Consider the following 23,356-nt stretch of genomic DNA (forward strand, 5'->3'; position numbering starts at 1 on the left):
GCCGCGTCGGTATCCGGCGCGGCTTTCGCATTGCTGGACCAGTTAGTAGTGTGAGGAGCTATGGCTAAGGAGAGCAAAGCGCCGGTCACAGCTGCGGTGCGGGCGTTGCGCGCCGCGAAGGTCCCATTCACCGACCACCTCTATGCCTATGAGGACAAGGGGGGGACCGCCGTCTCCTCCCGGGAACTGGAGGTGGACGAGCACGCCGTGGTGAAGACCCTCATCATGGAGGATGAGACAAAAAATCCGCTAATCGTCCTGATGCACGGGGACCGCCAGGTTTCCACCAAGGAGCTGGCCCGGATTCTGGGGGTGAAGGGGGTTTCTCCCTGCTCCCCCGACACGGCCCAGAAGCATACGGGATACCTCGTGGGGGGGACCTCTCCTTTCGGGACCCGCCGGCAGATGCCGGTCTGCATGGAAGAGACGATCCTTGACTTGCCCTGTATCTACATAAACGGCGGCAAGCGGGGATATCTCGTGGGGATTGATCCCCGTGACGTGGTGAAGCTTCTCAATCCGATCCTCGTGCGGGTAGCCATCTGAGGGGGAACCCATGGACCTTCAGGAGAAAGTTCGCGTTGCCGCCGAGGCGGTGAAGCACGCCGATGCCATCGTCATGACCGCCGGTGCCGGCATGGGGGTTGATTCGGGGTTGCCCGATTTTCGTGGAGACGCCGGGTTCTGGAAGGCGTATCCCCCTTACCAGAAGCTCGGCATTACCTTCGTTGGGGCCGCGAATCCCGACCACTTCGAGCGGGACCCGTCCTTCGGCTGGGGATTCTACGGCCATCGGACCAACCTTTACCGGGCCACGATCCCCCATGCCGGCTTCGACATCCTGCGGGAATGGGTCCAGCGGTTCGGCCTTGATTATTTCGTGGTCACCTCCAATGTGGACGGCCAGTTTCAGAAGGCCGGGTTTGCCGACGATCGTATCTTGGAAGTCCACGGCTCCATCCACCACCTCCAGTGCACGACGCCCTGCACCATGGCCATCTGGGAGAACCGGGAGACCATTCCCGTGGACGAGGTGACCATGCGGGCGGAGCACGTCCCCCGCTGCATCCACTGCGGCGCCGTGGCTCGCCCCAATATCCTCATGTTTGGCGACTACGGCTGGGTGAGCGACCGCTCGGCCCGGCAGCAGCGGAACTTTGACGAGTTCCTCGCCGACACCCGGGGGGGCCGCCTGGTGGTGGTCGAGATGGGGGCCGGCACCGCCATCCCGACTATTCGTTATCTGACCGAGGAACTTGGTTCCCGTTCCGAGGCGCTGGCCGTGCGGATCAATCCGCGGGAGCCCCAGATTCGCGCGCCTCACCTCTCTCTCCCCTGCGGCGCCCGGGAGGGAGTTGTCGCCATCAATGCCGTTCTTGCGGAGGAATCCCCTTGACGATCATCAGGAGAAAAGCAGCGGCCGGACCCTTCGTCGGCGAGCAGTCATTCTTTGCCACCACCGCCAAGGGGGTGGAGGAGGTGCTGGCTCGGGAGATGACTGGCCTCGGCCTCGGCGGAGTGACCATGGAGAAGGGGGGAGTCCGTTTCACGGGGGATCTTTCCGCCTGCTACCGGGCCAATCTCTGGCTCAGGACCGCGAGCCGCATCCTTATCACCCTGACCGAATTTCCGTGCCACTCGCCTCAGGATCTCTACGACGGGGTCCGTGCCCTCCCCTGGGACCGCTATCTCACCCCTGACACGACCCTTGCCGTGGAATGCGTGCTGCGCGATTCGGCCCTCACCCACTCGGGGTTTGTGGCCCTCAAGACCAAGGATGCCATTGTTGATACCCTCCGGGACAGGTTCGGACGCCGCCCCAGCGTGAATCCCAAGGATCCCGATCTCCTGGTGAATGTCCATTTAGTCCGCAACCGTTGCACCATCAGTCTCGACAGCTCCGGCACCGGACTTGACCGTCGCGGGTACCGGGCCGAGGCCGGCGAGGCTCCTTTGCGGGAGACCTTGGCCGCGGCCCTCGTGCTTCTCACCGATTGGGATGGGACGGTTCCCTTGGTCGACCCCCTCTGCGGCTCCGGGACGATTCTCATAGAGGCGGCCCTCATGGCTTTGAACCGAGCGCCCGGGCTTGTCCGGGAGCGCTTCGGGTTCCAGCGTTGGCCAGCCTTTGATGCCCCCCGTTGGCGGCGTCTCCTTGAGGAGGCGCGGCAGACGGAGCGGACAACACTTGCCGTGCCCATTCTCGGCAGCGACCGTCTGGAGGATGTTCTTGCCGTGGCCCGTGGCAACAGTCGTCGCGCCGGCGTCGAGAAGTTCATCTCCTTTGAGGCGCGGGACCTGCGAGATCTCGTTTCGCCTCCTGCGCCGGGAGTCATCCTTACGAATCCTCCCTACGGCCGGCGTCTGGGTGATGAGGAACAACTGAAATCTTTTTATCGCCAGATCGGTGATGTCTTCAAGCAGCGCTGCGCCGGGTACACTGCCTGGCTGTTCACGGGGAACCTTGACCTCGCCAAGGAGGTAGGACTCAAGGCCTCCCGCAGGATTGCTCTTTTCAACGGCCCCCTCGACTGCCGACTCTTGAAGTATGATCTGTACTGAATGTCCCGATTGGGAAACGGAGCGAATTTATTGGTTTCATCTCCCTGCTCTCCTGCCGGTCGATTCGGAAAAAACCTTGACACGTCGTGCCCCTTTGCGTAGTATCAAATCTTCGTTTTCGGGCCTATAGCTCAGTTGGCTAGAGCAACCGGCTCATAACCGGTCGGTCCCAGGTTCGAGTCCTGGTGGGCCCACCACCCGAAATTTGTCAGGATGAAGCAGGGGATGCCCCGAAATCACCGGTCAATAACGACCACTCATACTGTTTCAAAAAAGAGTGCGGCCCGAAGGGCGGCACTCTTTTTCTTTCGCCACGAATGATTACGCCAAAAGTCTCGGACATAGTTGGAATTGTTAATAAAATAGCTCCGCATGGCCTCGCCGAAGAGTGGGACAACGTGGGGCTCATGGTGGGGGATCCGTCGACGCCCGCTACCCGGATCATGGTGGCCCTCGACGGCACTCCGGACACAATCGATGCGGCAATCGCCGACCGATGTCAGCTTCTCCTCACTCATCACCCCTTCATTTTTCGTCCCCTCAAGCATATCTCCTCCGCAGACCCCACCGGACGTCTCGTTCTGAAAGCCGCAAGCCACGCCCTGGCAGTTATCTCTCTCCACACCAACTTCGACATCGCCTCTGGCGGTATGAATGATCTCCTGGCTGAGCGCCTCGGCGTCCGCAACTGCCGGCCGTTAAAAGTGACGACCTCTGAAAGTCTCGTGAAGCTTGTCGTGTTTGTGCCAACAGGGCACGAGGAACAGGTGCGGGATGCCCTCTTTCGCTTCAGTGGCGTCGTCGGCGCCTACAGTGACTGTTCCTTTCAGTGTGCCGGTACCGGCACCTTCAAGCCCCTGGCGGGCGCGCAACCGTTCATCGGCCAGGTGGGAAGGCGTGAATATGTGGAGGAGTCGCGAGTCGAGGTGCTTCTTGAGAAGCGGAACCTTCCGGCAGCCGTGACCGCCCTGGTTAAGGCGCATCCCTACGAGGAGCCCGCTTTTGATCTCTTCCCGCTCCTGAACCGGGGGCCCGAGCAGGGACTAGGCAGAATTGGCGTCCTTGCGGAGGAGACTACGGTCAGTGCCTTCGCCGACGAAGTCAAAGAGCGCCTCGGCCTTGCCGGCGTGCGGTTTGTCGGAGATGGCGCCCGTCCGGTCAGGAAGGTGGCACTCTGCGGCGGGAGCGGCATGTCGCTGCTGCGTGACGCCCAGCGACAGGGCGCGGATGTGCTGGTGACGGGTGATGTGAAGTACCACGAGGCCCGCGATGCCGAAGCCCTTGGCGTGGCCCTTGTCGATGGGGGACACTTCGGCACGGAGGTACTCATGGTGGAGAGTGTAGCGAATCGGATGGCGGCGGAACTCGCGTCGCGCCGTTTCGAGGCAGAGGTTATTCCCTTCAGGGTGGAGCGTGATCCGTTCACGTGGCGATAACGGTATCGCTCTGACTGTGAAGGTAACATACTGGATTAAGGGAGGTTGATTGGTGCGCAAGAATCTGTTTATGCTTGAGGAGTTGCAGGAGCTCGACTTGAAAATCGACGGCCGTCAGGGAGAGCGGCAGACGCTGCTCGATCAGATGGTGGAGCTGGATCAGCAGGTGGAAGAGACCCGGCTTGCGGTCGATGCGAAGCGGGGCGAGCTGGCGCTTCTCGAAGAGGAGAAGGAGGGGCTTGAGGCGAATCTGGTCACGGAGGACGAGAATATCGCCCGTTCCGAGGTCCGCCAGAAGGAGATCAAGACCCAGAAGGAGTACCAGGCGGTGGTCAAGGAGATCACGGCTGCGCGCAAGCTTAAGGCTGAACTGGAGGAGCAGATCCTTCAGAAATCGGCCCAGGCCGAGGAGCTCACCGCCGATATCGCTGCCCGTGAAGCCGACCTGGCCTCTCTTGAGGAAAATATGGCGAGCCGCAAAGCGGAGATCCAGGAGGGGCTTGACCGGATCGACCGGGAGCTCGCCGCCGATGCGGCTGCCAAGGAGGCAACGGTAAAGGCGATCCCCGCCTCCCTCGTCAAGCGTTACCTGGCCCTGCGTGAGCGGCGCCAGGGGATTGCCATCGTGGAGGCGCGGGCAGGCAACTGCTCCGGGTGCAACATGAATCTCCCTCCGCAGCTCTACAATAGCCTCTTCCGGGGGGATGACCTGGTGCTCTGTCCCCACTGCCAGCGGATGCTGTTTCTGCGTCAGGACGCTCAATAGTCCTGGCTGAGTTCAAGGTTTGGCCGAAGCAGAACAGATGACCGCTCTCCGTTCGCGGAGGGAGGAAAGTCCGGGCTCCACAGGGCATGGTGCTGGATAACGTCCAGCGGGGGCGACCCCAGGGATAGTGCCACAGAGAGAAGTCCGCCTGCCGGAGCGTTAGCGAAGGCGGGTAAGGGTGAAAGGGTGAGGTAAGAGCTCACCGGGTCCGGTGGTGACGTCGGATGCCAGGTAAACCCCACCAGGAGCAAGGCCGAATAGGGAAGCGTTAAGGACGGCCCGTCCGAGCTTCCGGGTTGGCTGCTTGAGGCCGTCGGTAACGGCGGTCCCAGAGGAATGGTCATCGCCCGCCAAGGGGTAACCCGCGGCGGGAACAGAACCCGGCTTATGGGCTGCTTCGGCCAATTATTTTTTTAAAGAGTATTCCATGAACGATCGTGAGCGCTGGGATTGTGCCATCGCCGCCGTCTCTGCCGACTATGCCGCCTTGCCGTCGGCCCTGCAGGGAGAGGTGAAGGCGCTGGCCACGGCGATCAGGGAGGCCAGACGGGAGCTTCATTCCCTCGCCCAGGAGATGGGTAGCGGGGCTATCTGCGCATCCTGCGGTGGCCAATGCTGTCTGCGGGGAAAGTATCACGTCACCGTGGCCGACATCCTGGTTTTTCTGGCAGAAGGAGAACTCCTCTTTACCCCACGCTTTAACCGCGATGTCTGCCCCTATCTCGATGACTACGGCTGCATGATGGCGCCATCCCTCCGCCCTTTTCCCTGTATTACCTTCAATTGCGAGCGGATCGAAGAGCTGTGGGAACCGGAACGGATTGCGGCTTTCTATCGAAGGGAGCGGCAACTCAGGGCTCTTTATGGGAAGCTGGAGCAGCTTTTTGCCCACCGTGCCGGTGCGGCGCGAAGGATGGCGATCCTGGGATACAACCATAATCTGGAAAGGTGTGCCAATGGCGACAACGATCAATGATCTTGTGTTGGTTCATATCGACAGCAAGCCCGGCTTCTACGCCCGGATCGAGGATATTTCGCCGGATGTCAAGGCTGGTTGGTGGCGAGTCAGGCTCCTGGTGTTGACGGTGCCGCTGGAGATCTATACCTGGATTCTTGAGGAGGCACAGATCAACGGAGCCCCCTTCACCATGGGAGGAACTCCTATCCGTATGGAGAAAGTGGTCTCTCCGGTCCTGGGAGATTCTGCTTCGGCCCCTTCTCCTCCGCAACCTTTCCCCACTCCCCAGGAAGAAAAAGATCAGGGTAAGGGGGGGAAAGTTGTTTCTCTTCTTGATCGAAAAAAAGACAAGTGATTCATGGGGGGCTTGGCCCCCTCTTTCCCTCCCAGTTCATTCCTCCCTTTTCCACGTTGTATCATTCCCTTCCCGAATTATTCGTTTAAGTGTTGTTAATTGTTGGTTTTTTTGTCGCCGAGGCTGTTGCTGCCGACAGGGGATCCGGTGTCTCGGTTCATCATTGTCATGTTTGTGGTAACGTATTGAAAAATATGGATAAAAAAACACACGGCGCGGACCGGTTTTGCCTTGACAACCCCCGGGGGGGTCGGTATGATTTGTGCCACGAAGTGGTAAATTGTGGTAAAGTGTGGCAAGGAGTGAGCGGGAATGTTCCGGGGGATCTACGAGACAACCATCGACGCCAAGGGGCGGACGAGCCTGCCGGCCAGGTTCAGGGATGTGCTCGTGGAGAGCTTTGGCGATGAGCGCTTTTTTGTCACGAATTCGGTTCCCGTGGATCTCGGGGGCGGGGTTTATAGCTCGGGGCTCCTTATATTCCCCTATCAGGAATGGTTTATCTTTGAGGAGTCGTTTCTGAACGGCAAGGGGCTTACCTCGGCCCAGCGCAACAGCATCATGCGCACTATCGTTGCGCCAGCGGTCGAATGTTCGGCCGATAAGCTGGGAAGGGTGCTGGTGCCCCCGCACCTTCGCAAGAATGCGGTTCTGGAGCGGGAAATCCTGTTTGTGGGAGCCATGAAAAAAGTGGAAATCTGGAGCCAGTCCGAATGGGATAAGGTGCGTGCCCATGATATGAAGGCGTTCCCCTCGGACTCCGAGGCGGTGGCGGAGCTGGGTCTCTAGTGGCCGAGTTTGGCCATCTGTCGGTCATGCCGGCGGAAGTGCTTGCCCTGCTCTCCCCCCGGCCGGGCGGAGTTTATGTGGATGGGACCCTGGGAGGCGCCGGTCATGCCCGGATGATTCTTGAGGTGTCTTCGCCCGATGGCGTTCTGGTTGGGTTCGACCGGGATCCGGAGGCGTTGGCCGCGGCCAGCAAGCGGCTCGCCTCCTACGGGGACCGGGTAAGGCTCGTTCGATCAAATTTTGCAGCCATGGACGAGTCGCTTGCCACGCTGGGGATTGATACCATTGACGGCTTCCTCCTGGATCTTGGTGTTTCATCCCACCAGCTTGATACGGCGGAGCGGGGGTTCAGTTTTCAGGTGGATGCACCCCTTGATATGAGGATGGACCCGGGAACCGGCGAGACTGCTGCCGATCTGGTGAATGAACTTTCTGCAGACGAGCTGGCTCGAATAATCCGAGAGTACGGAGAAGAACGGTGGGCGAAGCGGATCGCCTCGTTCGTCGTCAAGGCGAGGGAGCAGCACGGGCCCATAGAGAGTACGCTTCAGCTGGTTGATTGTGTGAAGGGGGCGATTCCCCGGGCAGCGTGGGAAGAGCGAATCCATCCGGCCACGCGGACGTTCCAGGCGCTCCGCATTGCTGTGAACGACGAACTCGGAAGCCTGGAGCGGGGCCTTGTGGCCGGTATCGAACGTTTGGCCCCGGGGGGGAGGGGGGTGGTGATTTCGTTCCACTCCCTTGAGGATCGGATCGTCAAGACCGTTTTCCGCCGCTATGCCCAGGGATGCACCTGCCCGAAAATGCTCCCCCGATGTGTATGCGGCAACAAACCTCGCGTCCGCATCCTTACCGGAAAGCCGGTAATGGCGGGAGGGGACGAGGTGGCGACAAACCCTAGGGCGCGGAGCGCCAAGGTGCGGGCAGTGGAAAAGCTGTGAGAGTTATTGGAGGGAGTATGGCGCAGGCGAGAACCGATTTTACCAAGGTGGCGGCACCGAAAAAGCTTGAGGCGATGTACGCCCAGAGGGGGGAGATGTTTCCTTTTCTTCTGGCGGTCATGGTTTTGCTGACACTCGTTTCGGTTTTCCATGTGTGGTCCCGGGTGCGGGTCATTGACTTGAACCTGGAGATCGCCGAGGCCAACCGGTTTCTTAAGGAAGCCCAGGAAGAGCAGAACAGGCTGCGGCTCGAGGTTGCATCCCTGAAAACTCCGGCCCGGATCGAGGCCCTTGCCAAGGGGGACCTCGGCATGGCGCTCCCCACTGACCAGCAGGTGGTGGTAGTGAAATGAGGTACGACGCGGAGAAATGGATAACTCTCCGTATCCGCTTCATCGGGGGGTTCTTCGTTCTCCTCTTTGCGTTGACGTTTTGCCGAGCTTTTTACCTTCAGGTGATCAAGCGCGACTACCTTCTCAAGCTCGCCGATCGGCAGCACCAGAAGATTATTCCCCTTACGCCGGTTCGCGGGACGATCTACGATGCGAATGGCGCCGCCTTGGCCGTTTCGGTTGAGATGGATTCCTGTTATGCCGAGCCAAAGTCCATGGAGGACTTGGGCGAGGCTTCGGCGCAGTTGGCGCCAGTCCTTGGCATGCCAAAGGAGTCGATCCTGAAGAAGCTCCAGGGGAACAAGAACTTCGTCTGGCTCCAACGGCGGCTTACCCCCGATGTGGTGAAGCGAATCCGGGGCCTGGATCTCGAGGGGATCGGTTTCGTCAAGGAGACAAAGCGCTTTTATCCCAACTCAGAGGTGGCTGCCCACGTGATCGGGTTCACCGGCCTGGACCCCGAGGGACTGGAGGGAGTAGAGCGACGCTATGACTCTACGATCCTTGGTGGAACCGGCTATCTGGTGACCGAGCGGGACGCCCTGGGACGCAACGTGGCCCTCAAGGGGACGGTGATCCAGAATGGGGCCATGGGGCACGACGTCACCCTTACCCTGGACAAGAACATCCAGTATATCGCCGAGAAGGAACTGGCCCAGGCGGTGGAAAAAAGCGGAGCCCGCGCCGGTACCGCGCTCGTGATGGATCCCCACACCGGCAAGGTGCTGGCTATGGCAAATTATCCGACCTTCAATCTGAACTCCCATGCCTCCTACTCTCCGCAGGTATGGCGTAACCGCGCCGTTGCCGACAGCTATGAGCCCGGTTCCACCTTCAAGACCTTCCTGGTTGCCGCCGCGTTGGAGGAAAAGGTGATCCGGCCCGGCGACGGCATAAATTGCGAGGGAGGAAGCTACGCGATCGGCGGAAGGACGATCCACGACACGCACAAGTACGGCCGGCTCAGTATCGCCGAGGTCCTCAAGTATTCCAGCAATATCGGCGCCGCCAAAATCGGGAGCCGCCTGGGACCGTCACGCTTGTACACCTACCTGAAGAATTTTGGAATCGGCGACAGGAGTGGGGTTGATCTGCCCGGTGAAGTGGGGGGAAGTCTGCGGCCATGGAGCCAGTGGTACGGCATCGATCTCGCCACTATTTCGTTTGGTCAGGGTGTGACGACATCGTCGCTGCAACTGGCCTCCGCCGTATCGGCCATTGCCAACGGCGGTGTTCTCATGAAACCCTATCTGGTCGAGAAGATCACCGACAGCGAAGGGAATGTAGTCACGTCTTTCGAGCCACAGGTGCGCCGACGGGTCATTTCCCCTGAAACGGCCAAAACGGTTTCCCGGATGATGGAAGGGGTTGCCGCCGAGGGGGGGACCGGAACCAATGCCTCGGTTGAAGGCTACCGGGTTGCCGGCAAGACCGGCACTGCGCAGAAGGTGGACCCGGTCACCCACGGGTACTCCGCCACGAAACGGACCGCGTCCTTCATCGGATTTGTCCCCGCAGACCGTCCCCGAATCACCATTCTTGTGGTGATTGATGAGCCGAAGACAAGCCCCTATGGCGGTGTGGTGGCCGCTCCAGCTTTCAGCAGCATCGCGTTGCAGACCCTCTGCTACCTTAAAGTTCCGCCCGACACCGTCGTCAGGAGCAAGCCGAAGACAGTGGAAGCCAAGGCAATTCCGGAGGCCGCGGAGGCCACCGAGGCCGCCGAAGGGGCGATCGTCGAGGAGGGGGAGGGGATTGTGATGCCCAACTTCCGGGGGATGAGCATGCGCCAGACGCTCAAGGTTATGGAAGAGAAGGGGCTCAATGTACGTCTTCACGGAAGCGGGCGCGCCATTGAGCAGAGCCCCCTTCCCGGGCACCGGATCAAGCCCAGCGACCAGGTTTGGGTCAAGTTCACGCCGACGGCGTAACAAGGCTGGCTGAAGAAAGATGAAAATGAGCACAAGTAAATTCTATGGCGAGGGAACATGAGACTGGAAGATCTGGCACGGGTCATTAATCCCTCTGAAGCAGAAGGATTTCTGGCGCTGGAGATCGAAGGGCTCTACTGCGATTCACGGCAGGTGCGGTCCGGCGGTCTCTTTTTCGCGTTGAGGGGCGTGGCGACAGACGGCCATGATTACATTGTCGCCTCCCGCGACCGTGGCGCGGTTGCCGTGGTGGTGGAGGATTCGTCGCGGGTCCCCGAAGGGATGACCTGGCTGAAGGTCGATGACGCGCGTCTTGCCATGTCCCGTGCTGCCGCAGCCTTCTACGGCAACCCCACCGATGGTATTCCCGTGGTCGGTATCACGGGGACCAACGGAAAGACGACCACTACGTATCTGGTGGAGGCCGTCATGGCCCGAGCCGGCATCCCTGTGGCGGTTCTCGGGACTATCAGTTACCGCTTCGGTGACAAGACTATCCCGGCTCCCCACACGACTCCCGAGTCGGTAGATCTGCAGCGGACCATACGCGATCTGGTGGACCGGGGCGCCCAAGGTGTGGTCATGGAGGTTTCTTCCCATGCCCTTGAGCAGCGACGGGTGGATGGATGCCGCTTCGATGTCGGCGTCTTCACCAATCTCACCCGTGACCACCTGGACTATCATCGGGACATGGAGTCGTACTTTGAAAGCAAGGCGCGGCTTTTTGCCGAGCTTCTGGCAGCGGACGACACGAAACCCCGACGTGCCGCGGTCATTAACGTGGACGACCCCTATGGCGCCCGACTCGCCAGTGACGCCGTTGCGCCGGTGGTGAGCTACGGGCTGTCTCCTTCAGCCATTGTCCGGGCCGAGATGGTCACCTTTTCTGTCGATGGAATCTCCGGTACCCTCGTTACCCCGCTTGGTGCGATACCGTTTCACTCGCGGCTTCTGGGGCGGTTCAACCTCTACAACATCCTGGCGGCTGTGGCGGCTGGCGTGGCCTTGGGACTCACCCCGGATGCAATTCGCGGGGGAATCGAGGGGGATGTCCGGGTCCCTGGACGCCTTGAGCGGGTTGATAACGACCATGGGATCACGGTGCTGGTCGATTATGCCCACACGGGCGACGCTCTGGAGAATGTCCTGAAGACCGTTGCCGAGATCGCCACCGGCCGGATCATCACTGTATTCGGTTGCGGCGGAGACCGGGATCGGGGAAAACGGCCCGTCATGGGGGAGATTGCAGGGCGTTTCAGCGATCTATCCATCGTCACCTCCGACAACCCGCGAACCGAGAATGCCGGAGCGATTATTGGCGAGATTCTCGGCGGCATCCGTTCTCTGGGGCTCCGGGAGTATGGGGCGGAAGAACTCACCACCGGTTTCGATGCCAAAGGGTTTGTTGCGGTGGAGTCGAGACGCGAGGCAATCAGGCTGGCCGCTCGCGTGGCACGTCCTGGGGATGTTCTGCTCCTCGCTGGCAAGGGACACGAGGACTACCAGATTATCGGGACGATGAAGCACCACTTCGACGATCGGGAAGAGGTTGCTGCCGCTTTTCGGGAACTGTCATCCAAAGGACAGGGATAGCGTGTTATTCTCTCTGGCAGACATACGTGAGGCAACGGGAGGCACCCTCGTCGGCGAAGGGAAGACTGCCGGCGTGGTGGGGGTGTCAACCGACTCCCGAACGGTTCAGCCCGGCGAGCTGTTCGTGCCGTTGCGAGGTGAACGGTTTGACGGCCACGATTACCTCGGCGCTGCATGCGATCGCGGGGTACAGGTTGTGCTTGCGGAGCACCAGTGGCTGGAGAAGAACGAACTCCCGCCCGGTGTCTCCGCCGTCGCCGTCGACGATACCCTGGAGGCCCTTGGCGATTTGGCCTGTTTTCATCGGCAGCGCTTTGCCATTCCAGTGGTGGCCGTGACCGGGAGCAACGGCAAGACAACCACCAAGGAGATGCTGGCCGCCATCCTGGGGCAGACCGGCCCCGGGCTCAAGACAGAGGGGAACCTCAATAACCTGATCGGGCTTCCCCAGATGCTTCTTCGCCTCGATAACTCCCATCGTTGGGCTGTCCTGGAGATGGGGATGAGCGCCTTTGGCGAGATCGACCGTCTGGCTGAGATTGCCCGTCCGGATGTGGGGATCATCACCAACGCCTATCCAGCCCACCTGGAGACCCTGGGAAGTGTCGAAGGGGTGGCACGGGCCAAAGGAGAGCTCTTCCTGCGGCTCCCTGCAGAGGGGTGCGCCGTGTTCAACGCCGACGATCCCCTCATCGCCCGTTGTCCCTCCCCCGACGGAGTCCGTCGTGTTTCCTTCGGGCTCCACAACGCCGATGTCACTGCCGAGGCGGTCGAGAATCTTGGACGCAATGGCCAGCGTTTCATCCTCCGGTTTCCTACGGAATCGGTTCCGGTCACCCTGCGGGCCTTCGGCCGTCACAATGTCTCCAATGCCCTTGCCGCTGCCGCGGCTGCCCATGTCCTTGGTGTTCCCACCGAGACCATAGCCCGGGGTCTGGGAGAATTTTCACCCTATGCCAGGAGGTTCAATCTGGAGGAGGTGGGGGACGTCATCCTCATCGACGACAGCTACAATGCTAACCCCGCCTCCATGGCGGCAGCCCTCACCACACTGCGGGAGATCCGCGCAGGACGCAGGGCGGTGGCGGTTCTTGGCGACATGCTCGAGCTGGGCGAAGGGGCCGAGGAGGCCCACCGCCAGCTGGGACTTCTGGCAGCCACCTGCGTCGATCGTCTCTACGTGATGGGGGGAATGGCCGGCATTGTTGCTGCTGGGGCACTCGAGGGAGGGCTCGCGGACGATGCAGTTACGGTTGCCACGAGCCATGACGCCATTGTGGCGGACCTGCGGCGAACCACCGCGGCGGGCGATTTCATCCTCGTGAAAGGATCCCGGGGATTGGCCATGGATCGGGTCGCGGAAAAGATGCGTGAAGTCTTTGCCGCGTCCCTCGGGAAGGGGGCCTCGGCCTAATGCTCTACCATCTCCTTTATCCGCTGGCGAGCGACTTCAGGATCTTCAACGTCTTTAAGTACCTGACGTTCAGGACCATCTACGCCGTCATCACCGCCCTGCTGGTGTCGTTCATTCTCGGCCCCTGGGTCATCCGGAAGCTGGAGGCGCTCCAGGCCCGGCAGGTTATCCGCACCGACGGTCCCGAATCCCACCTGAAGAAGTCGGGTACCCCCACCATGGGCGGGATTCTCATCCTTGCATCCATCGTGATTCCGACGCTTCTGTGGGCCGACCTGACAAACCGCTACGTCTGGACAACTCTCTTTGTGATCGTGGGGTACGGACTTATCGGTTTCACCGACGACTACAAGAAAGTGGTGGAGAAAAACCCCAAGGGGCTCTCCCCCCGCCAGAAGATGGCCGGCCAGTTGCTGATCGCCGGCATGGCGGTCTGCTTCCTCGTTTTCGTGGTGAATATGTCGACCGAGCTCGCCTTCCCCTTTTTCAAGCGGCTCCACCCCGACCTTTCCTGGTTTTACATCCCCTTTGCCATGCTGGTCATCGTGGGGGCGAGCAATGCCGTGAACCTGACCGACGGCCTCGACGGTCTGGCCATCGGTCCCGTGGCCATCAACGCAGCAACCTATCTGCTGTTTACTTACATAGCCGGCAATGCTAAGCTGTCCAGCTATTTACAGACTCCCTATGTCCCCGGCGCCGGCGAGTTGGCTGTCCTCTGCGGAGCCATGGTGGGCGCGGGAATAGGCTTTCTCTGGTACAACGCCTACCCAGCCGAGGTTTTCATGGGTGACGTGGGATCCCTCTCCCTCGGCGGCGGGCTCGGGACCCTGGCGGTCATCACCAAGCAGGAGATCCTCCTCGTCATCGTCGGCGGGGTGTTCGTCGTTGAGGCCCTGTCGGTCATCTTCCAGGTGGGGTCCTATAAGTACAGGGGGAAGCGGATCTTCCGCATGGCCCCCATCCACCACCACTTCGAGCTTAAGGGTGTGGCGGAGCCGAAGATCATCGTGCGGTTCTGGATCATCACCATTATCCTGGCCCTGGTGGCGATCTCGACCTTGAAGCTGAGATAGCATGGAAATTTCGGGAAAGAACATACTGGTCGTAGGCCTTGCCCGCACGGGCGTGGCGGTGGTCCGCTTTCTGGCGCGAAACGGGGCGCGGGTGACCGTGACCGACCTTCGCGACGAGTCCGCCCTGGCCGGTCCCCTCCGGGAGCTGGCAGGACTTTCCGTGCGGTACGTGCTAGGCCACCACGATGAGGCTGATTTTGCTGCTGCCGACGTAGTGGTGGTGAGTCCCGGCGTCCCCCAGGAGAGCCCCTATCTCCAGGCGGCCCGCAGGGCCGGACGTGAGGTGATTACCGAGATCGAACTGGCGTCCCGGTTCGTTACTGCCCCCATGGTGGCCATCACCGGGACCAACGGCAAGACCACCACCACGACCCTGACAGGGGAGATCTTCAGCGCCTGCGGGTTCCGGACCTTCGTGGGGGGGAACATCGGCAATCCTCTCATCGAGCTTGTAGAGGGAGGCGAGGCGGTGGAACGGGTGGCGGTGGAGATCAGTTCCTTCCAGCTGGAATGGATCAGCTCCTTCCGTCCGCGGGTGGCGGTGCTCCTCAATATCACCGAGGACCACCTGGACCGCTATGCTACGTTCCAGGAGTACATTGACGCCAAGGTGCGGATCTTCGAAAACCAGGAAGCGTCGGATTTCGCCGTGCTGAACGTGGATGATCCCATCGTGGCCGGCATTGCCGGGCGGGTAGCCGCGACGGTATTCCCCATGAGCCAACAGCGGGAGCTTGCCGAGGGGGTCTTCCACCGGGACGGCGTCATCACCTTCCGGCACCAGGGGCGTGAGGAACGCTTCCCCACCGCCCGATTCCGGATCACCGGAGTCCACAATATCGAAAACATCATGGCCTCCCTCGCCGCGACCCTCCTCCTGGGGTGCGACGCAAAACAGGCCCTTGCGGCCGTTGAAGGGTTCGGCGGGCTCCCCCACCGGATGGAGCTGGTGCGGGAGTTGGCGGGCGTCCGTTACTACGAGGACAGCAAAGCCACCAACGTGGGAAGTGTGGAGAAGGCCCTCGCCAGTTTCAATGACATCACCCTCATTGCCGGAGGGAAGGACAAGGGGGGATCGTACGCGCCCCTGGCCCCCCTGGTGACGGAGCGGGTGCGGCACATGGTCCTCATCGGCGAGGCAAAGGAACGGATGGCCCGGGAACTGGGGAGCCTTACCGATACCCGCATGGCCACGACCCTTGAGGAAGCGATCGAGCTGGCAGCGAGCCTCACGGAGCCGGGAGGGGTAGTCCTTTTCTCGCCGGCCTGCTCCAGTTTCGATATGTTCCGCGACTACGAGGAACGGGCCCAGCGTTTCCGCGCGGCCGTAAACGCCCTCGGCACGGGAGAGCGCCCGTGAACCTGAACTTCAAACTGAACCTGAAAGAGATCGAGCGTTACGACCTGGTCATCCTCCTGATGGCGGTAGCCCTAACCTGCTTCGGAGTGGTGATGGTCTACTCGGCATCGTCGGTCATGGCCACCAAGAAGTTTCACGACGGCTTCTACTTCCTGAAGCGTCAGGGGATCTACGCGGTGATGGGCTTCGCGGGTATGGTGCTCGCCATGCGGATAGACTACCGGCAGTGGCGGGAGTATGCCGTTCCGATTCTCCTCGGTTGCCTGCTGCTTCTCTTTCTGGTCTTCATTCCGGGAATCGGCGGCGCTGCCAAGGGTGCCTCCCGCTGGATCAGGTTTCCGGGCTTCAACTTCCAGCCGTCGGAGCTGGCCAAGATGGCGCTGATCATGTACATGGCCTACTCCCTCGACAAGAAACAGGAAAAGGTGAAGTTCTTCTCCACCGGCTTCGCCCCCTACATGGTACTCCTTGCCATCCTGCTGGCGATCCTCCTTAAGCAGCATGACCTGGGGGCTGCCCTCACCATGGGGGGGGTCGCCATTCTCATGCTCTTCGCCGCCGGCACCAGGCCCCGCTACATCCTCGGAATGGTGGTGCTGGCTCTGCCGTTTCTCTACTTCCTCGTCATGAACGTGGACTATCGGCGCCGTCGCATCCTGGCATACCTGAATCCCTGGGAGGATCCCACCAACACCGGTTTCCAGATCATCCAGTCCTGGCTCGCCTTCGGCAACGGCGGCATCATCGGCCAGGGACTCGGCGAGGGGAAGCAGAAGATGTTCTTCCTCCCCGAGGCCCACACCGATTTCATCCTCTCGGTAATTGGGGAGGAACTGGGGCTCATCGGCGTCATCGTTATCGCGGCCATGTTCCTGATGCTCGTGCTTCGAGGGGTGAGGGTGGCTCTCATGGCCCAGGACCCCTTCGGGCGCTTTCTGGCCTTCGGGATTGTGACGCTGCTCGGCATTCAGGCCTTCGTCAACATGGGGGTTGTCACGGGGCTTCTCCCCACCAAGGGATTGGCGCTGCCGTTCATCAGCTATGGCGGCAGTTCCCTCATTGTAACGCTCTTCGCGGTGGGGATTCTCCTCAACGTGTCAACCCGGATGAAGGGGACGCCATGAGACTTCTGATCGCAGGCGGCGGAACCGGGGGGCATCTCTTCCCCGGCATTGCGGTGGCCGAGGAGTTCCTCGCTCGCAAGAAAGGGAACGAGGTGCTCTTTGTGGGGACCTGGCGGGGAATCGAGGCACGGGTATTGCCGAAGCTGGGGTACCGGCTCGAATGCATCACCGCTGCCGGTATCCGTGGCAAGGGGAGCGTCGCCCGGGCCAAGGGGCTTGCCAAGTTCCTCTACGGCTATGCCCAGTCCCGGAAGATTCTCAAGGAGTTCAAGCCCGATCTGGTCCTGGGCGTGGGGGGGTACGCGTCGGCGCCGGCGCTGCTTGCGGCCCGGGGGATGCATATCCCGCGCTTCATTCATGAGCAGAATGCAATCCCCGGCTTCACCAACAAGATGCTTGCCACGGTGGCCGAGCGGGTTTTTATCTCTTTGGAAGAGTCACGGAAGTTTTTCCCCGAGGAGCGGACGCTGCTCACCGGGAACCCGCTCCGTCGCCAGATACTGGAGCAGGTTGCCCTTGCCCCTCAGGAAGACCGGGCCGATGATGCCTTTCACCTCCTGGTCTTTGGCGGAAGCGCCGGGGCTCACCGGATCAACCTTATCATGGGAGAAGTTCTGCCCTATCTGGAGGACGTGAAGGAGAGGCTGCGGATCACCCACCAGACCGGCGAGAATGATCTGGAAGATGTGACCTCGGTCTATGAGGAGCAGGAAGTTGCCGCCGACGTGGTAGCGTTCATCGATTCCATGGCCGATGCCTACCGTTGGGCCGACCTGGTGGTCTGCCGGGCAGGTGCCACCACCATCGCCGAGATCACCGCCTGCGGCAAGCCGTGCATTTTTATCCCGTATCCCCACGCCGTGGACGACCACCAGCGTCGTAACGCCGAGGCGCTCCTCAAACGGGGGGCCGGGTTCGTGATTATCGAGCAGGAGCTTTCTGGCGAGGTGCTGGCGAAAACCATCCGTGACCTCATGGCCGACCCGGCGCGGCTGAAAAGTGTCGGAGAGGCAGCCCAGGGGCTTGCACGGCTCGATGCGGCCCAGGTGATCGTTGACGAAATGATGACAAGTAAAAGGAAAGAAAAATAGATATGTACGGAAAGATCGAAAAAATACACTTCGTCGGCATCGGCGGCATCGGCATGAGCGGCATCGCCGAGGTGCTCCTGAACCTGGGGTACAAGGTGTCCGGCTCCGACCTGAAGCAATCGGAAACCACCGACCGCCTTGCCTCCCTCGGCGGGGACATCCGTTTCGGCCACGCTCGGGAGAACCTGGCCGATGTGGACGTGGTGGTGACTTCCACAGCGGTCCACGACGACAATCCCGAGGTGGTGGAGGCCAAGCGGCGCATGATCCCGGTGATCCCCCGGGCAGAGATGCTGGCTGAGCTGATGCGGATGAAGTACGGGATCGCCATCGCCGGCACCCACGGCAAGACCACCACCACCTCCATGGTGGCCACGGTTCTCACCCACGGCGGCATTGACCCCACCATCGTCATCGGCGGCAAGCTCAACACCCTCGGCACCAACGCCAAGCTCGGCCAGGGGCAGTTCCTGGTGGCCGAGGCCGACGAATCCGACGGCTCGTTCCTGAAGCTCTCCCCCACCATCGCGGTGGTGACCAATATCGACGCTGATCACCTGGACTTCTACACCGGCGGCATCGAGCAGATCAAGGATACCTTCGTTGATTTCATCAACAAGATACCCTTCTACGGCCTGGCGGTCCTCTGTCTGGAAGACCGGAACATCGCCGAGATACTCCCGCGGGTGAAGAAGCGGTTCGTCACCTATGGCCTTTCGTCCCAGGCTGACATCCGCGCTACCCACATCCGCCTCGAAGGGGGAACCACCTCCTTTGTGGCCCACTACAAGGGATACCGGATGGGGGAGGTTTCGTTCGCTATGCCCGGTGCCCACAACGTGCTGAACGCCCTCGCGTGCATCGCCGTGGCCATGGAGCTCGATGTTCCCTTCGCCCAGATCCAGGAGGGGTTTGCCAAGTTCGGCGGCGTTGGGCGGCGCTTTCAGGTAAAGGGTGAGGTGAACGGCATTACGGTGGTTGACGACTATGGGCACCATCCGGCGGAAATCCGGGCGACCCTGGCCGCGGGCAAGAGCGGCTGGCCCGACCGGCGGCTCGTGGTGGCCTTCCAGCCCCACCGCTTCAGCCGCACGAAGGAGCTCTTTGCCGAATTCGTCACCTGCTTCTACGATGCCGATGTGCTGGTGCTCACCGACATCTACTCGGCCGGCGAGGCCCCCATCGAGGGGGTGACGGCGGAGCGTCTGGCGGAGAATATCCGCAAGCACGGACAGCGGGATGTGACGTACATCGCCGACCGGGAGGCGCTCCCCGACCACCTGCTCCAGATCGTGAGGCCCGGGGACATCGTCCTGACCCTCGGCGCCGGCAACATCTGGCAGACCGGAGAGGCCCTGCTCCGAAAGCTGGAGACGACAGAAGGATAGTTCTTTGAATAACGATCTGTACGCCCGCCTCCATGCAGAGTTGAGGGGGGAGATCCTGCGGGATGAGCCGATGTCGCGCCACACCTCGCTCAAGGTGGGGGGCGCCGCCGACTTCTTCGTCACCCCGGCTGACCGGGATGATCTTACGGCGCTCCTGGCGCTTCTGGCTGAAACCGGTACCCCCTACCTGGTGGTCGGCGGGGGATACAACCTCCTGGTACGGGACGGCGGCATTCGTGGCGTGGTCATTTCCCTCGCGCGCCTGGATGAGATGACACTGCTCGCCGGGGAGAGGGTGATGGCCGGGGCTGGAGTGACCAACCGGCAACTCGTGCAGCTGCTGCGGGACAGGGGGCTTGGGGGGCTTGAGTTTCTCTGCGGCATTCCCGGCACGGTTGGCGGCGCCCTGGCCATGAACGCCGGAGCCCACGGTGGAGCAGTGGTTGACCGAGTGGAGGAACTCCTCACTATCCGGGACGGGGAGATGCTGCAAACCGGCCACAACGGCCTCGATTACGGCTACCGGTTCCTGAGGCTCGCGCCTGGCGAGATTATTGTTGGGGCAACCTTTCGCCTGGATCCGGCCGATCCCGATCAGATCGGGTCACGGATCGCCGGTTACCTGGAACACCGGGCCGCGAGTCAAAAAGTCGGCTTTCCCAACGCCGGGTCCTTCTTCAAAAATCCGGAGGGGACCGCTGCTTGGCGGCTGATTGACGAAACTGGGCTTCGGGGAGAGCGGGTGGGGGGCGCCCAGGTGTCGGAGGCCCACGCTAACTTCCTGATAAATCGGGGGGGAGCGACGGCTGCCGATTTTCTTGCCCTGGTTACCCGAATTAATGAGGCAGTAAAACAACGTACCGGCATAACTCTTGAAGAAGAGGTCAGGATTGTCGGTGAAGAGTGATTAAAGAACCGCTTCCAAGAAGCGCTCAGGCGAAAACGCGATGACCCGTGATGAACTGAAAACCAAGAAGATCGGCGTGCTTATGGGGGGGCTCTCGGCGGAACGGGAGGTCTCTCTCTCCAGCGGAGGAGCGGTGCACAAGGCGCTTCTGGCCCGGGGATATGACGCCGTTGCCATTGACGTGGACCGCGATCTGCCCCAGGTCCTCGTCAGAGAGTGGATCGACGTGGCCTTCATCTGCCTCCACGGCCGCTACGGCGAAGACGGGGCGGTCCAGGGGGTGCTGGAACTCATGGGAATCCCCTACACCGGCTCGGGGGTCCTTGCGAGCGCCCTGGCCATGAACAAGATTTTCGCCAAGCAGGCCTTTGCCGCCGCAGGCCTCACGATAACCCCCCACCGGGTGCTCGTGCGGGACGAAACCTTCGACCCCGTTCCGGTCGGCATTGATCTTCCCGTCGTGGTGAAGCCCTCCCAGGAGGGATCGTCGATGGGGGTAAGCATCGTGAAGAAGGCGGAGGAGCTTGCCGCCGCTCTGGAGAACGCGTTCCGCTACGACAACGAAATCCTCGTGGAGAAGTTCGTCAAGGGGCGGGAGATTCAAGTGGGGATTCTCGACGACCGGGCCATGGGAGCCATCGAGATTGTACCGAAGAAGGAGTTCTACGACTTTGAGGCCAAGTACACCGACGGCATGGCGGAGCACATCTGCCCGCCGGTTCTTCCCGCCGACCTGTACCGCAAGCTCCTCGCCGAAGGGGAGAAGGCCCATCGGGCCCTGGGGTGCGGCGGGTACAGCCGGGTAGACTTCCTGGTGACCGAGGGGGGTGGCTGTTTTCTCCTCGAAGTGAATACCCTGCCGGGGATGACGGCCCTGAGCCTCCTGCCGGAGATCGCCCAGAAGGAGGCAGGGATTGATTTCGAGGAGCTTGTTGAGCGGATTCTGGTCTCGGCTTCGCTGAAAATTCAGGGACCAGGGACCGGGGACCAGGGACCGGGATCAGAATCATAATAGGAACTGCAGGGGGATCGTTGGACGTGGAACTGGTCGTTTGCTTTTGCCGGTCCCTGGTCCCTGGTCCCCGATCACCGAATTCATGCGCGATTTACACGTAAAAACACGAATCCAGCCGGCCAACAAGAGCCGCAACCGGGTAAAGAAAGAGCGGAAGCCGATCAACTGGCGCCCCCTCATCACCTGGGGGAGCCGGGCTGTGCTCGGCGCGTTGGCCGTGGCGGTCGTGGGGGGCGCAGGCTACAAGGGGTACGCGTTCGCCTCCCGGTACGAGATTGCGGTACTGCAGGTGGAGGCCATTGAGGTGTCGAAGTTGAGGCACCTGACTCGTGACGAAGTTCTTGGACAGGCCGGGGTGAGAAGGGGCGATTCCATGCTGGGGCTGCGGTTACGCCGCATCGGCGAACAACTGGCCAAGAATCCCTGGATCGAGAAGGTGCAGGTGCGCCGCTACTTCCCCCACACCATCCGCATCGAGGTGGTGGAGCGGGAACCGGTAGCTGTGGTGAACATGGGGTTCCTCTACTACCTGGATGCCAAGGGGGAGGTCTTTAAGCCTCTTACCCAGGGTGACAGCCTCAATTTTCCGGTCATAACCGGCATCACCGAGGATGATCTGGCCCGGGATCCCAAGGGAGCCAGGGAGATGCTCACCGGCGCCGTGGCCCTCATGGATATGCTGAAGAAGGGGAGCGCCTTTACCCTGGCCGATGTTTCGGAGATTCACATCGACAAGGGATTCGGCCTCACTCTCTTCACCGCCGGTGGCGGCGTGCCGGTACGGCTCGGCAAGGATGGGTACGAGACCAAGCTGGCCCGTTTCGCCACGGTCTACGGGGAACTGAAGACGCAGATGACGGCAGTTGAGTACATCGATTGCGACTACCAGGACAAGATCATCGTCAAAAAAGGATAAAGTGGGGGAGGGGGAAACACTATGTCGGCACGAAGGGATAACCTGATCGTCGGGCTCGATATCGGCACAACCAAGATTTGTGCCATCGTCGGCAACGTCACGGAGGACGGCATCGACATCGTCGGGATCGGCAGCAGCCCGTCGCGGGGAATGCGCAAGGGTGTCGTGATCAATATCGAGAGCACGGTCGAGTCCATCAAGAAGGCGGTCTCCGAGGCGGAACTCATGGCCGGCTGCGAGATCCGCTCCGTCTATGCGGGGATTGCCGGGGGCCACATCAAGGGATTCAACTCCCAGGGGGTGATCGCCATCAAGAACCGCGAGGTGACCTCTGAAGATGTGAAGCGGGTCATCGATGCGGCCAAGGCCATCGCCATCCCCATGGACCGGGAGGTGATCCACATCCTTCCCCAGGAATTCATCATCGACGACCAGGATGGCATCCGCGAGCCCCTCGGCATGAGCGGGGTGCGGCTCGAAGCCAAGGTCCACATCGTTACCGGCGCCGTGGCCAGCGCCCAGAACATCGTGAAGGCGTGCAACCGGGCAGGCCTCGACGTGGCCGACATCGTCCTGGAGCAGCTGGCCTCCTCCGAGGCTGTTCTCTCCGCCGACGAGAAGGAGCTGGGGGTGGCGCTGGTCGACATCGGCGGCGGCACCACCGACATCGCCATCTTCGTGGACGGCGCCATCAAGCACACTTCGGTCCTCTCCCTGGGGGGGAACCACCTGACCAACGATATCGCCGTTGGGCTTCGGACCCCCATGGCCGAGGCGGAGAAGATCAAGCAGAAGTACGGCTGCTGCATGGCGTCCCTGGTGGGGAAGGAAGAGACCATCGAGGTGCCGAGCGTGGGGGGGCGCAAGCCGCGGGTTCTCTCCCGGCAGCTTCTGGCCGAGATCCTGGAGCCGCGGGTGGAGGAGATCTTCACCCTGGTCAACCGCGAGCTCATGAAGTCGGGCTTCGAGGACCTCATCGCCTCCGGCGTGGTCATCACCGGCGGCACCACCATCCTGGAGGGGATGCCGGAACTGGCCGAGCAGGTCTTCAACCTGCCGGTGCGCCGCGGCATGCCGCAGCAGATCGGCGGCCTCGTGGACGTGGTCAACTCGCCGGTCTACGCAACAGGGGTCGGGCTTGTGGTCTACGGGAGCAAGAACGTTGGCATCCGTGAGTTCCCCACGGCCCAGACCGACGAGAACCTTTTCCGGCGGGTTTCCCGGCGGATGAAGGAGTGGTTCGGGGAGTTTTTCTAGTAACCGGAGCGTATTGTTCGCATTCATGTTTTGTTCTGTATTGCAATGACAACCAAACACATCATGAAAGGAAAAAGGGGGTAGG

Annotated in this window: 22 protein-coding genes, 1 tRNA gene and 1 other RNA gene; all 24 read left to right on the top strand. The window is 61.3% G+C overall.

From position 1 onward, the window contains the following. Window positions 1-60: 60 nt before the first annotated feature. Window positions 61-546 carry a Cys-tRNA(Pro) deacylase gene (gene ybaK, locus KJB29_RS14335; RefSeq protein ID WP_215735110.1) on the top strand — a complete coding sequence of 162 codons (486 nt, stop codon included), beginning with the start codon at window positions 61-63 and terminating at the stop codon, window positions 544-546. Between the two features lie 10 nt (window positions 547-556). Further along, entirely contained in the window at window positions 557-1,396 is an 840-nt protein-coding gene (locus tag KJB29_RS14340; protein WP_215735111.1) for an SIR2 family NAD-dependent protein deacylase, read from the top strand. After that, a complete protein-coding gene (locus KJB29_RS14345) occupies window positions 1,393-2,562 on the top strand; it encodes a THUMP domain-containing class I SAM-dependent RNA methyltransferase (protein WP_215735112.1) in 1,170 nt (389 codons plus the stop codon). The genes KJB29_RS14340 and KJB29_RS14345 overlap by 4 nt, the downstream gene beginning before the upstream one ends. Before the next feature lie 120 nt (window positions 2,563-2,682). Further along, a tRNA-Ile gene (locus tag KJB29_RS14350) sits at window positions 2,683-2,759 on the top strand. A 120-nt stretch (window positions 2,760-2,879) separates the two neighbouring features. Continuing rightward, on the top strand, window positions 2,880-3,998 hold the full coding sequence (locus KJB29_RS14355) for a Nif3-like dinuclear metal center hexameric protein (protein WP_215735113.1): 1,119 nt from the start codon (window positions 2,880-2,882) through the stop codon (window positions 3,996-3,998). 52 nt (window positions 3,999-4,050) lie between these two features. Beyond that, on the top strand, window positions 4,051-4,764 hold the full coding sequence (locus KJB29_RS14360) for a zinc ribbon domain-containing protein (RefSeq protein ID WP_215735114.1): 714 nt from the start codon (window positions 4,051-4,053) through the stop codon (window positions 4,762-4,764). Window positions 4,765-4,788: 24 nt separating this feature from the next. Beyond that, window positions 4,789-5,168: RNase P RNA component class A (rnpB, locus tag KJB29_RS14365), an RNA gene on the top strand. A 23-nt stretch (window positions 5,169-5,191) separates the two neighbouring features. Further along, complete coding sequence (locus KJB29_RS14370) at window positions 5,192-5,740, top strand: hypothetical protein (RefSeq protein ID WP_215735115.1); 549 nt, start codon at window positions 5,192-5,194, stop codon at window positions 5,738-5,740. Then, complete coding sequence (locus tag KJB29_RS14375) at window positions 5,721-6,077, top strand: hypothetical protein (RefSeq protein ID WP_004512374.1); 357 nt, start codon at window positions 5,721-5,723, stop codon at window positions 6,075-6,077. Before KJB29_RS14370 ends, KJB29_RS14375 begins: the two co-directional genes overlap by 20 nt. A gap of 312 nt (window positions 6,078-6,389) precedes the next feature. Next, the gene (gene mraZ, locus KJB29_RS14380; protein ID WP_011365663.1) at window positions 6,390-6,866 is read left to right on the top strand and encodes a division/cell wall cluster transcriptional repressor MraZ; all 477 of its coding nucleotides are present in this window, start codon (window positions 6,390-6,392) and stop codon (window positions 6,864-6,866) included. Further along, a complete protein-coding gene (rsmH, locus tag KJB29_RS14385) occupies window positions 6,866-7,807 on the top strand; it encodes a 16S rRNA (cytosine(1402)-N(4))-methyltransferase RsmH (protein WP_215735116.1) in 942 nt (313 codons plus the stop codon). The genes mraZ and rsmH overlap by 1 nt, the downstream gene beginning before the upstream one ends. 17 nt (window positions 7,808-7,824) lie before the next feature. Then, window positions 7,825-8,160, top strand: a complete 336-nt coding sequence (gene ftsL, locus KJB29_RS14390) for a cell division protein FtsL (RefSeq protein ID WP_004512377.1) — start codon at window positions 7,825-7,827, stop codon at window positions 8,158-8,160. Further along, the gene (locus KJB29_RS14395) at window positions 8,157-10,130 is read left to right on the top strand and encodes a penicillin-binding protein (RefSeq protein WP_215735117.1); all 1,974 of its coding nucleotides are present in this window, start codon (window positions 8,157-8,159) and stop codon (window positions 10,128-10,130) included. Before ftsL ends, KJB29_RS14395 begins: the two co-directional genes overlap by 4 nt. Window positions 10,131-10,187: 57 nt before the next feature. After that, complete coding sequence (locus KJB29_RS14400; RefSeq protein WP_215735118.1) at window positions 10,188-11,723, top strand: UDP-N-acetylmuramoyl-L-alanyl-D-glutamate--2,6-diaminopimelate ligase; 1,536 nt, start codon at window positions 10,188-10,190, stop codon at window positions 11,721-11,723. Window position 11,724: 1 nt separating this feature from the next. Further along, entirely contained in the window at window positions 11,725-13,137 is a 1,413-nt protein-coding gene (locus KJB29_RS14405) for a UDP-N-acetylmuramoyl-tripeptide--D-alanyl-D-alanine ligase (RefSeq protein ID WP_215735119.1), read from the top strand. Next, a complete protein-coding gene (gene mraY, locus KJB29_RS14410; protein ID WP_004512381.1) occupies window positions 13,137-14,213 on the top strand; it encodes a phospho-N-acetylmuramoyl-pentapeptide-transferase in 1,077 nt (358 codons plus the stop codon). Before KJB29_RS14405 ends, mraY begins: the two co-directional genes overlap by 1 nt. Before the next feature lies 1 nt (window position 14,214). Beyond that, window positions 14,215-15,573 carry a UDP-N-acetylmuramoyl-L-alanine--D-glutamate ligase gene (gene murD / locus KJB29_RS14415; protein ID WP_215735120.1) on the top strand — a complete coding sequence of 453 codons (1,359 nt, stop codon included), beginning with the start codon at window positions 14,215-14,217 and terminating at the stop codon, window positions 15,571-15,573. Further along, window positions 15,570-16,697, top strand: a complete 1,128-nt coding sequence (ftsW, locus tag KJB29_RS14420; RefSeq protein WP_343213570.1) for a putative lipid II flippase FtsW — start codon at window positions 15,570-15,572, stop codon at window positions 16,695-16,697. The genes murD and ftsW overlap by 4 nt, the downstream gene beginning before the upstream one ends. Next, window positions 16,694-17,788: an undecaprenyldiphospho-muramoylpentapeptide beta-N-acetylglucosaminyltransferase gene (murG, locus tag KJB29_RS14425; RefSeq protein ID WP_215735121.1), complete on the top strand. Its 1,095-nt coding sequence runs from the start codon at window positions 16,694-16,696 to the stop codon at window positions 17,786-17,788. The genes ftsW and murG overlap by 4 nt, the downstream gene beginning before the upstream one ends. A gap of 2 nt (window positions 17,789-17,790) precedes the next feature. Further along, window positions 17,791-19,176, top strand: a complete 1,386-nt coding sequence (gene murC, locus KJB29_RS14430; protein ID WP_215735122.1) for a UDP-N-acetylmuramate--L-alanine ligase — start codon at window positions 17,791-17,793, stop codon at window positions 19,174-19,176. 4 nt (window positions 19,177-19,180) lie between these two features. Further along, window positions 19,181-20,083 (top strand): UDP-N-acetylmuramate dehydrogenase, encoded by a 903-nt coding sequence (gene murB / locus KJB29_RS14435; RefSeq protein ID WP_215735123.1) that lies wholly within the window; start codon window positions 19,181-19,183, stop codon window positions 20,081-20,083. A gap of 40 nt (window positions 20,084-20,123) precedes the next feature. Further along, window positions 20,124-21,095 carry a D-alanine--D-alanine ligase gene (locus KJB29_RS14440; RefSeq protein WP_215735124.1) on the top strand — a complete coding sequence of 324 codons (972 nt, stop codon included), beginning with the start codon at window positions 20,124-20,126 and terminating at the stop codon, window positions 21,093-21,095. Window positions 21,096-21,180: 85 nt separating this feature from the next. Then, the gene (locus KJB29_RS14445; protein ID WP_215735125.1) at window positions 21,181-22,014 is read left to right on the top strand and encodes a cell division protein FtsQ/DivIB; all 834 of its coding nucleotides are present in this window, start codon (window positions 21,181-21,183) and stop codon (window positions 22,012-22,014) included. Window positions 22,015-22,035: 21 nt separating this feature from the next. Further along, window positions 22,036-23,271, top strand: a complete 1,236-nt coding sequence (gene ftsA, locus KJB29_RS14450; RefSeq protein WP_215735126.1) for a cell division protein FtsA — start codon at window positions 22,036-22,038, stop codon at window positions 23,269-23,271. The last annotated feature ends 85 nt before the right edge of the window (window positions 23,272-23,356 follow it).

Origin of the sequence: Geobacter grbiciae (assembly GCF_018531165.1) — a bacterium.
GTDB classification, from domain to species: domain Bacteria; phylum Desulfobacterota; class Desulfuromonadia; order Geobacterales; family Geobacteraceae; genus Geobacter; species Geobacter metallireducens.

What these genes read in the sequence shown, in the direction of transcription:
- KJB29_RS14400 (WP_215735118.1), top strand. Translation starts at nt 10,188, where the DNA reads ATGAGACTGGAAGATCTGGCACGGGTCATTAATCCCTCTGAAGCAGAA.
- ybaK (WP_215735110.1), top strand. Translation starts at nt 61, where the DNA reads ATGGCTAAGGAGAGCAAAGCGCCGGTCACAGCTGCGGTGCGGGCGTTG.
- murG (WP_215735121.1), top strand. Translation starts at nt 16,694, where the DNA reads ATGAGACTTCTGATCGCAGGCGGCGGAACCGGGGGGCATCTCTTCCCC.
- KJB29_RS14355 (WP_215735113.1), top strand. Translation starts at nt 2,880, where the DNA reads ATGATTACGCCAAAAGTCTCGGACATAGTTGGAATTGTTAATAAAATA.
- ftsA (WP_215735126.1), top strand. Translation starts at nt 22,036, where the DNA reads ATGTCGGCACGAAGGGATAACCTGATCGTCGGGCTCGATATCGGCACA.
- KJB29_RS14440 (WP_215735124.1), top strand. Translation starts at nt 20,124, where the DNA reads ATGACCCGTGATGAACTGAAAACCAAGAAGATCGGCGTGCTTATGGGG.
- KJB29_RS14445 (WP_215735125.1), top strand. Translation starts at nt 21,181, where the DNA reads ATGCGCGATTTACACGTAAAAACACGAATCCAGCCGGCCAACAAGAGC.
- murD (WP_215735120.1), top strand. Translation starts at nt 14,215, where the DNA reads ATGGAAATTTCGGGAAAGAACATACTGGTCGTAGGCCTTGCCCGCACG.
- murC (WP_215735122.1), top strand. Translation starts at nt 17,791, where the DNA reads ATGTACGGAAAGATCGAAAAAATACACTTCGTCGGCATCGGCGGCATC.
- KJB29_RS14395 (WP_215735117.1), top strand. Translation starts at nt 8,157, where the DNA reads ATGAGGTACGACGCGGAGAAATGGATAACTCTCCGTATCCGCTTCATC.
- mraZ (WP_011365663.1), top strand. Translation starts at nt 6,390, where the DNA reads ATGTTCCGGGGGATCTACGAGACAACCATCGACGCCAAGGGGCGGACG.
- KJB29_RS14370 (WP_215735115.1), top strand. Translation starts at nt 5,192, where the DNA reads ATGAACGATCGTGAGCGCTGGGATTGTGCCATCGCCGCCGTCTCTGCC.
- KJB29_RS14340 (WP_215735111.1), top strand. Translation starts at nt 557, where the DNA reads ATGGACCTTCAGGAGAAAGTTCGCGTTGCCGCCGAGGCGGTGAAGCAC.
- KJB29_RS14375 (WP_004512374.1), top strand. Translation starts at nt 5,721, where the DNA reads ATGGCGACAACGATCAATGATCTTGTGTTGGTTCATATCGACAGCAAG.
- mraY (WP_004512381.1), top strand. Translation starts at nt 13,137, where the DNA reads ATGCTCTACCATCTCCTTTATCCGCTGGCGAGCGACTTCAGGATCTTC.
- ftsL (WP_004512377.1), top strand. Translation starts at nt 7,825, where the DNA reads ATGGCGCAGGCGAGAACCGATTTTACCAAGGTGGCGGCACCGAAAAAG.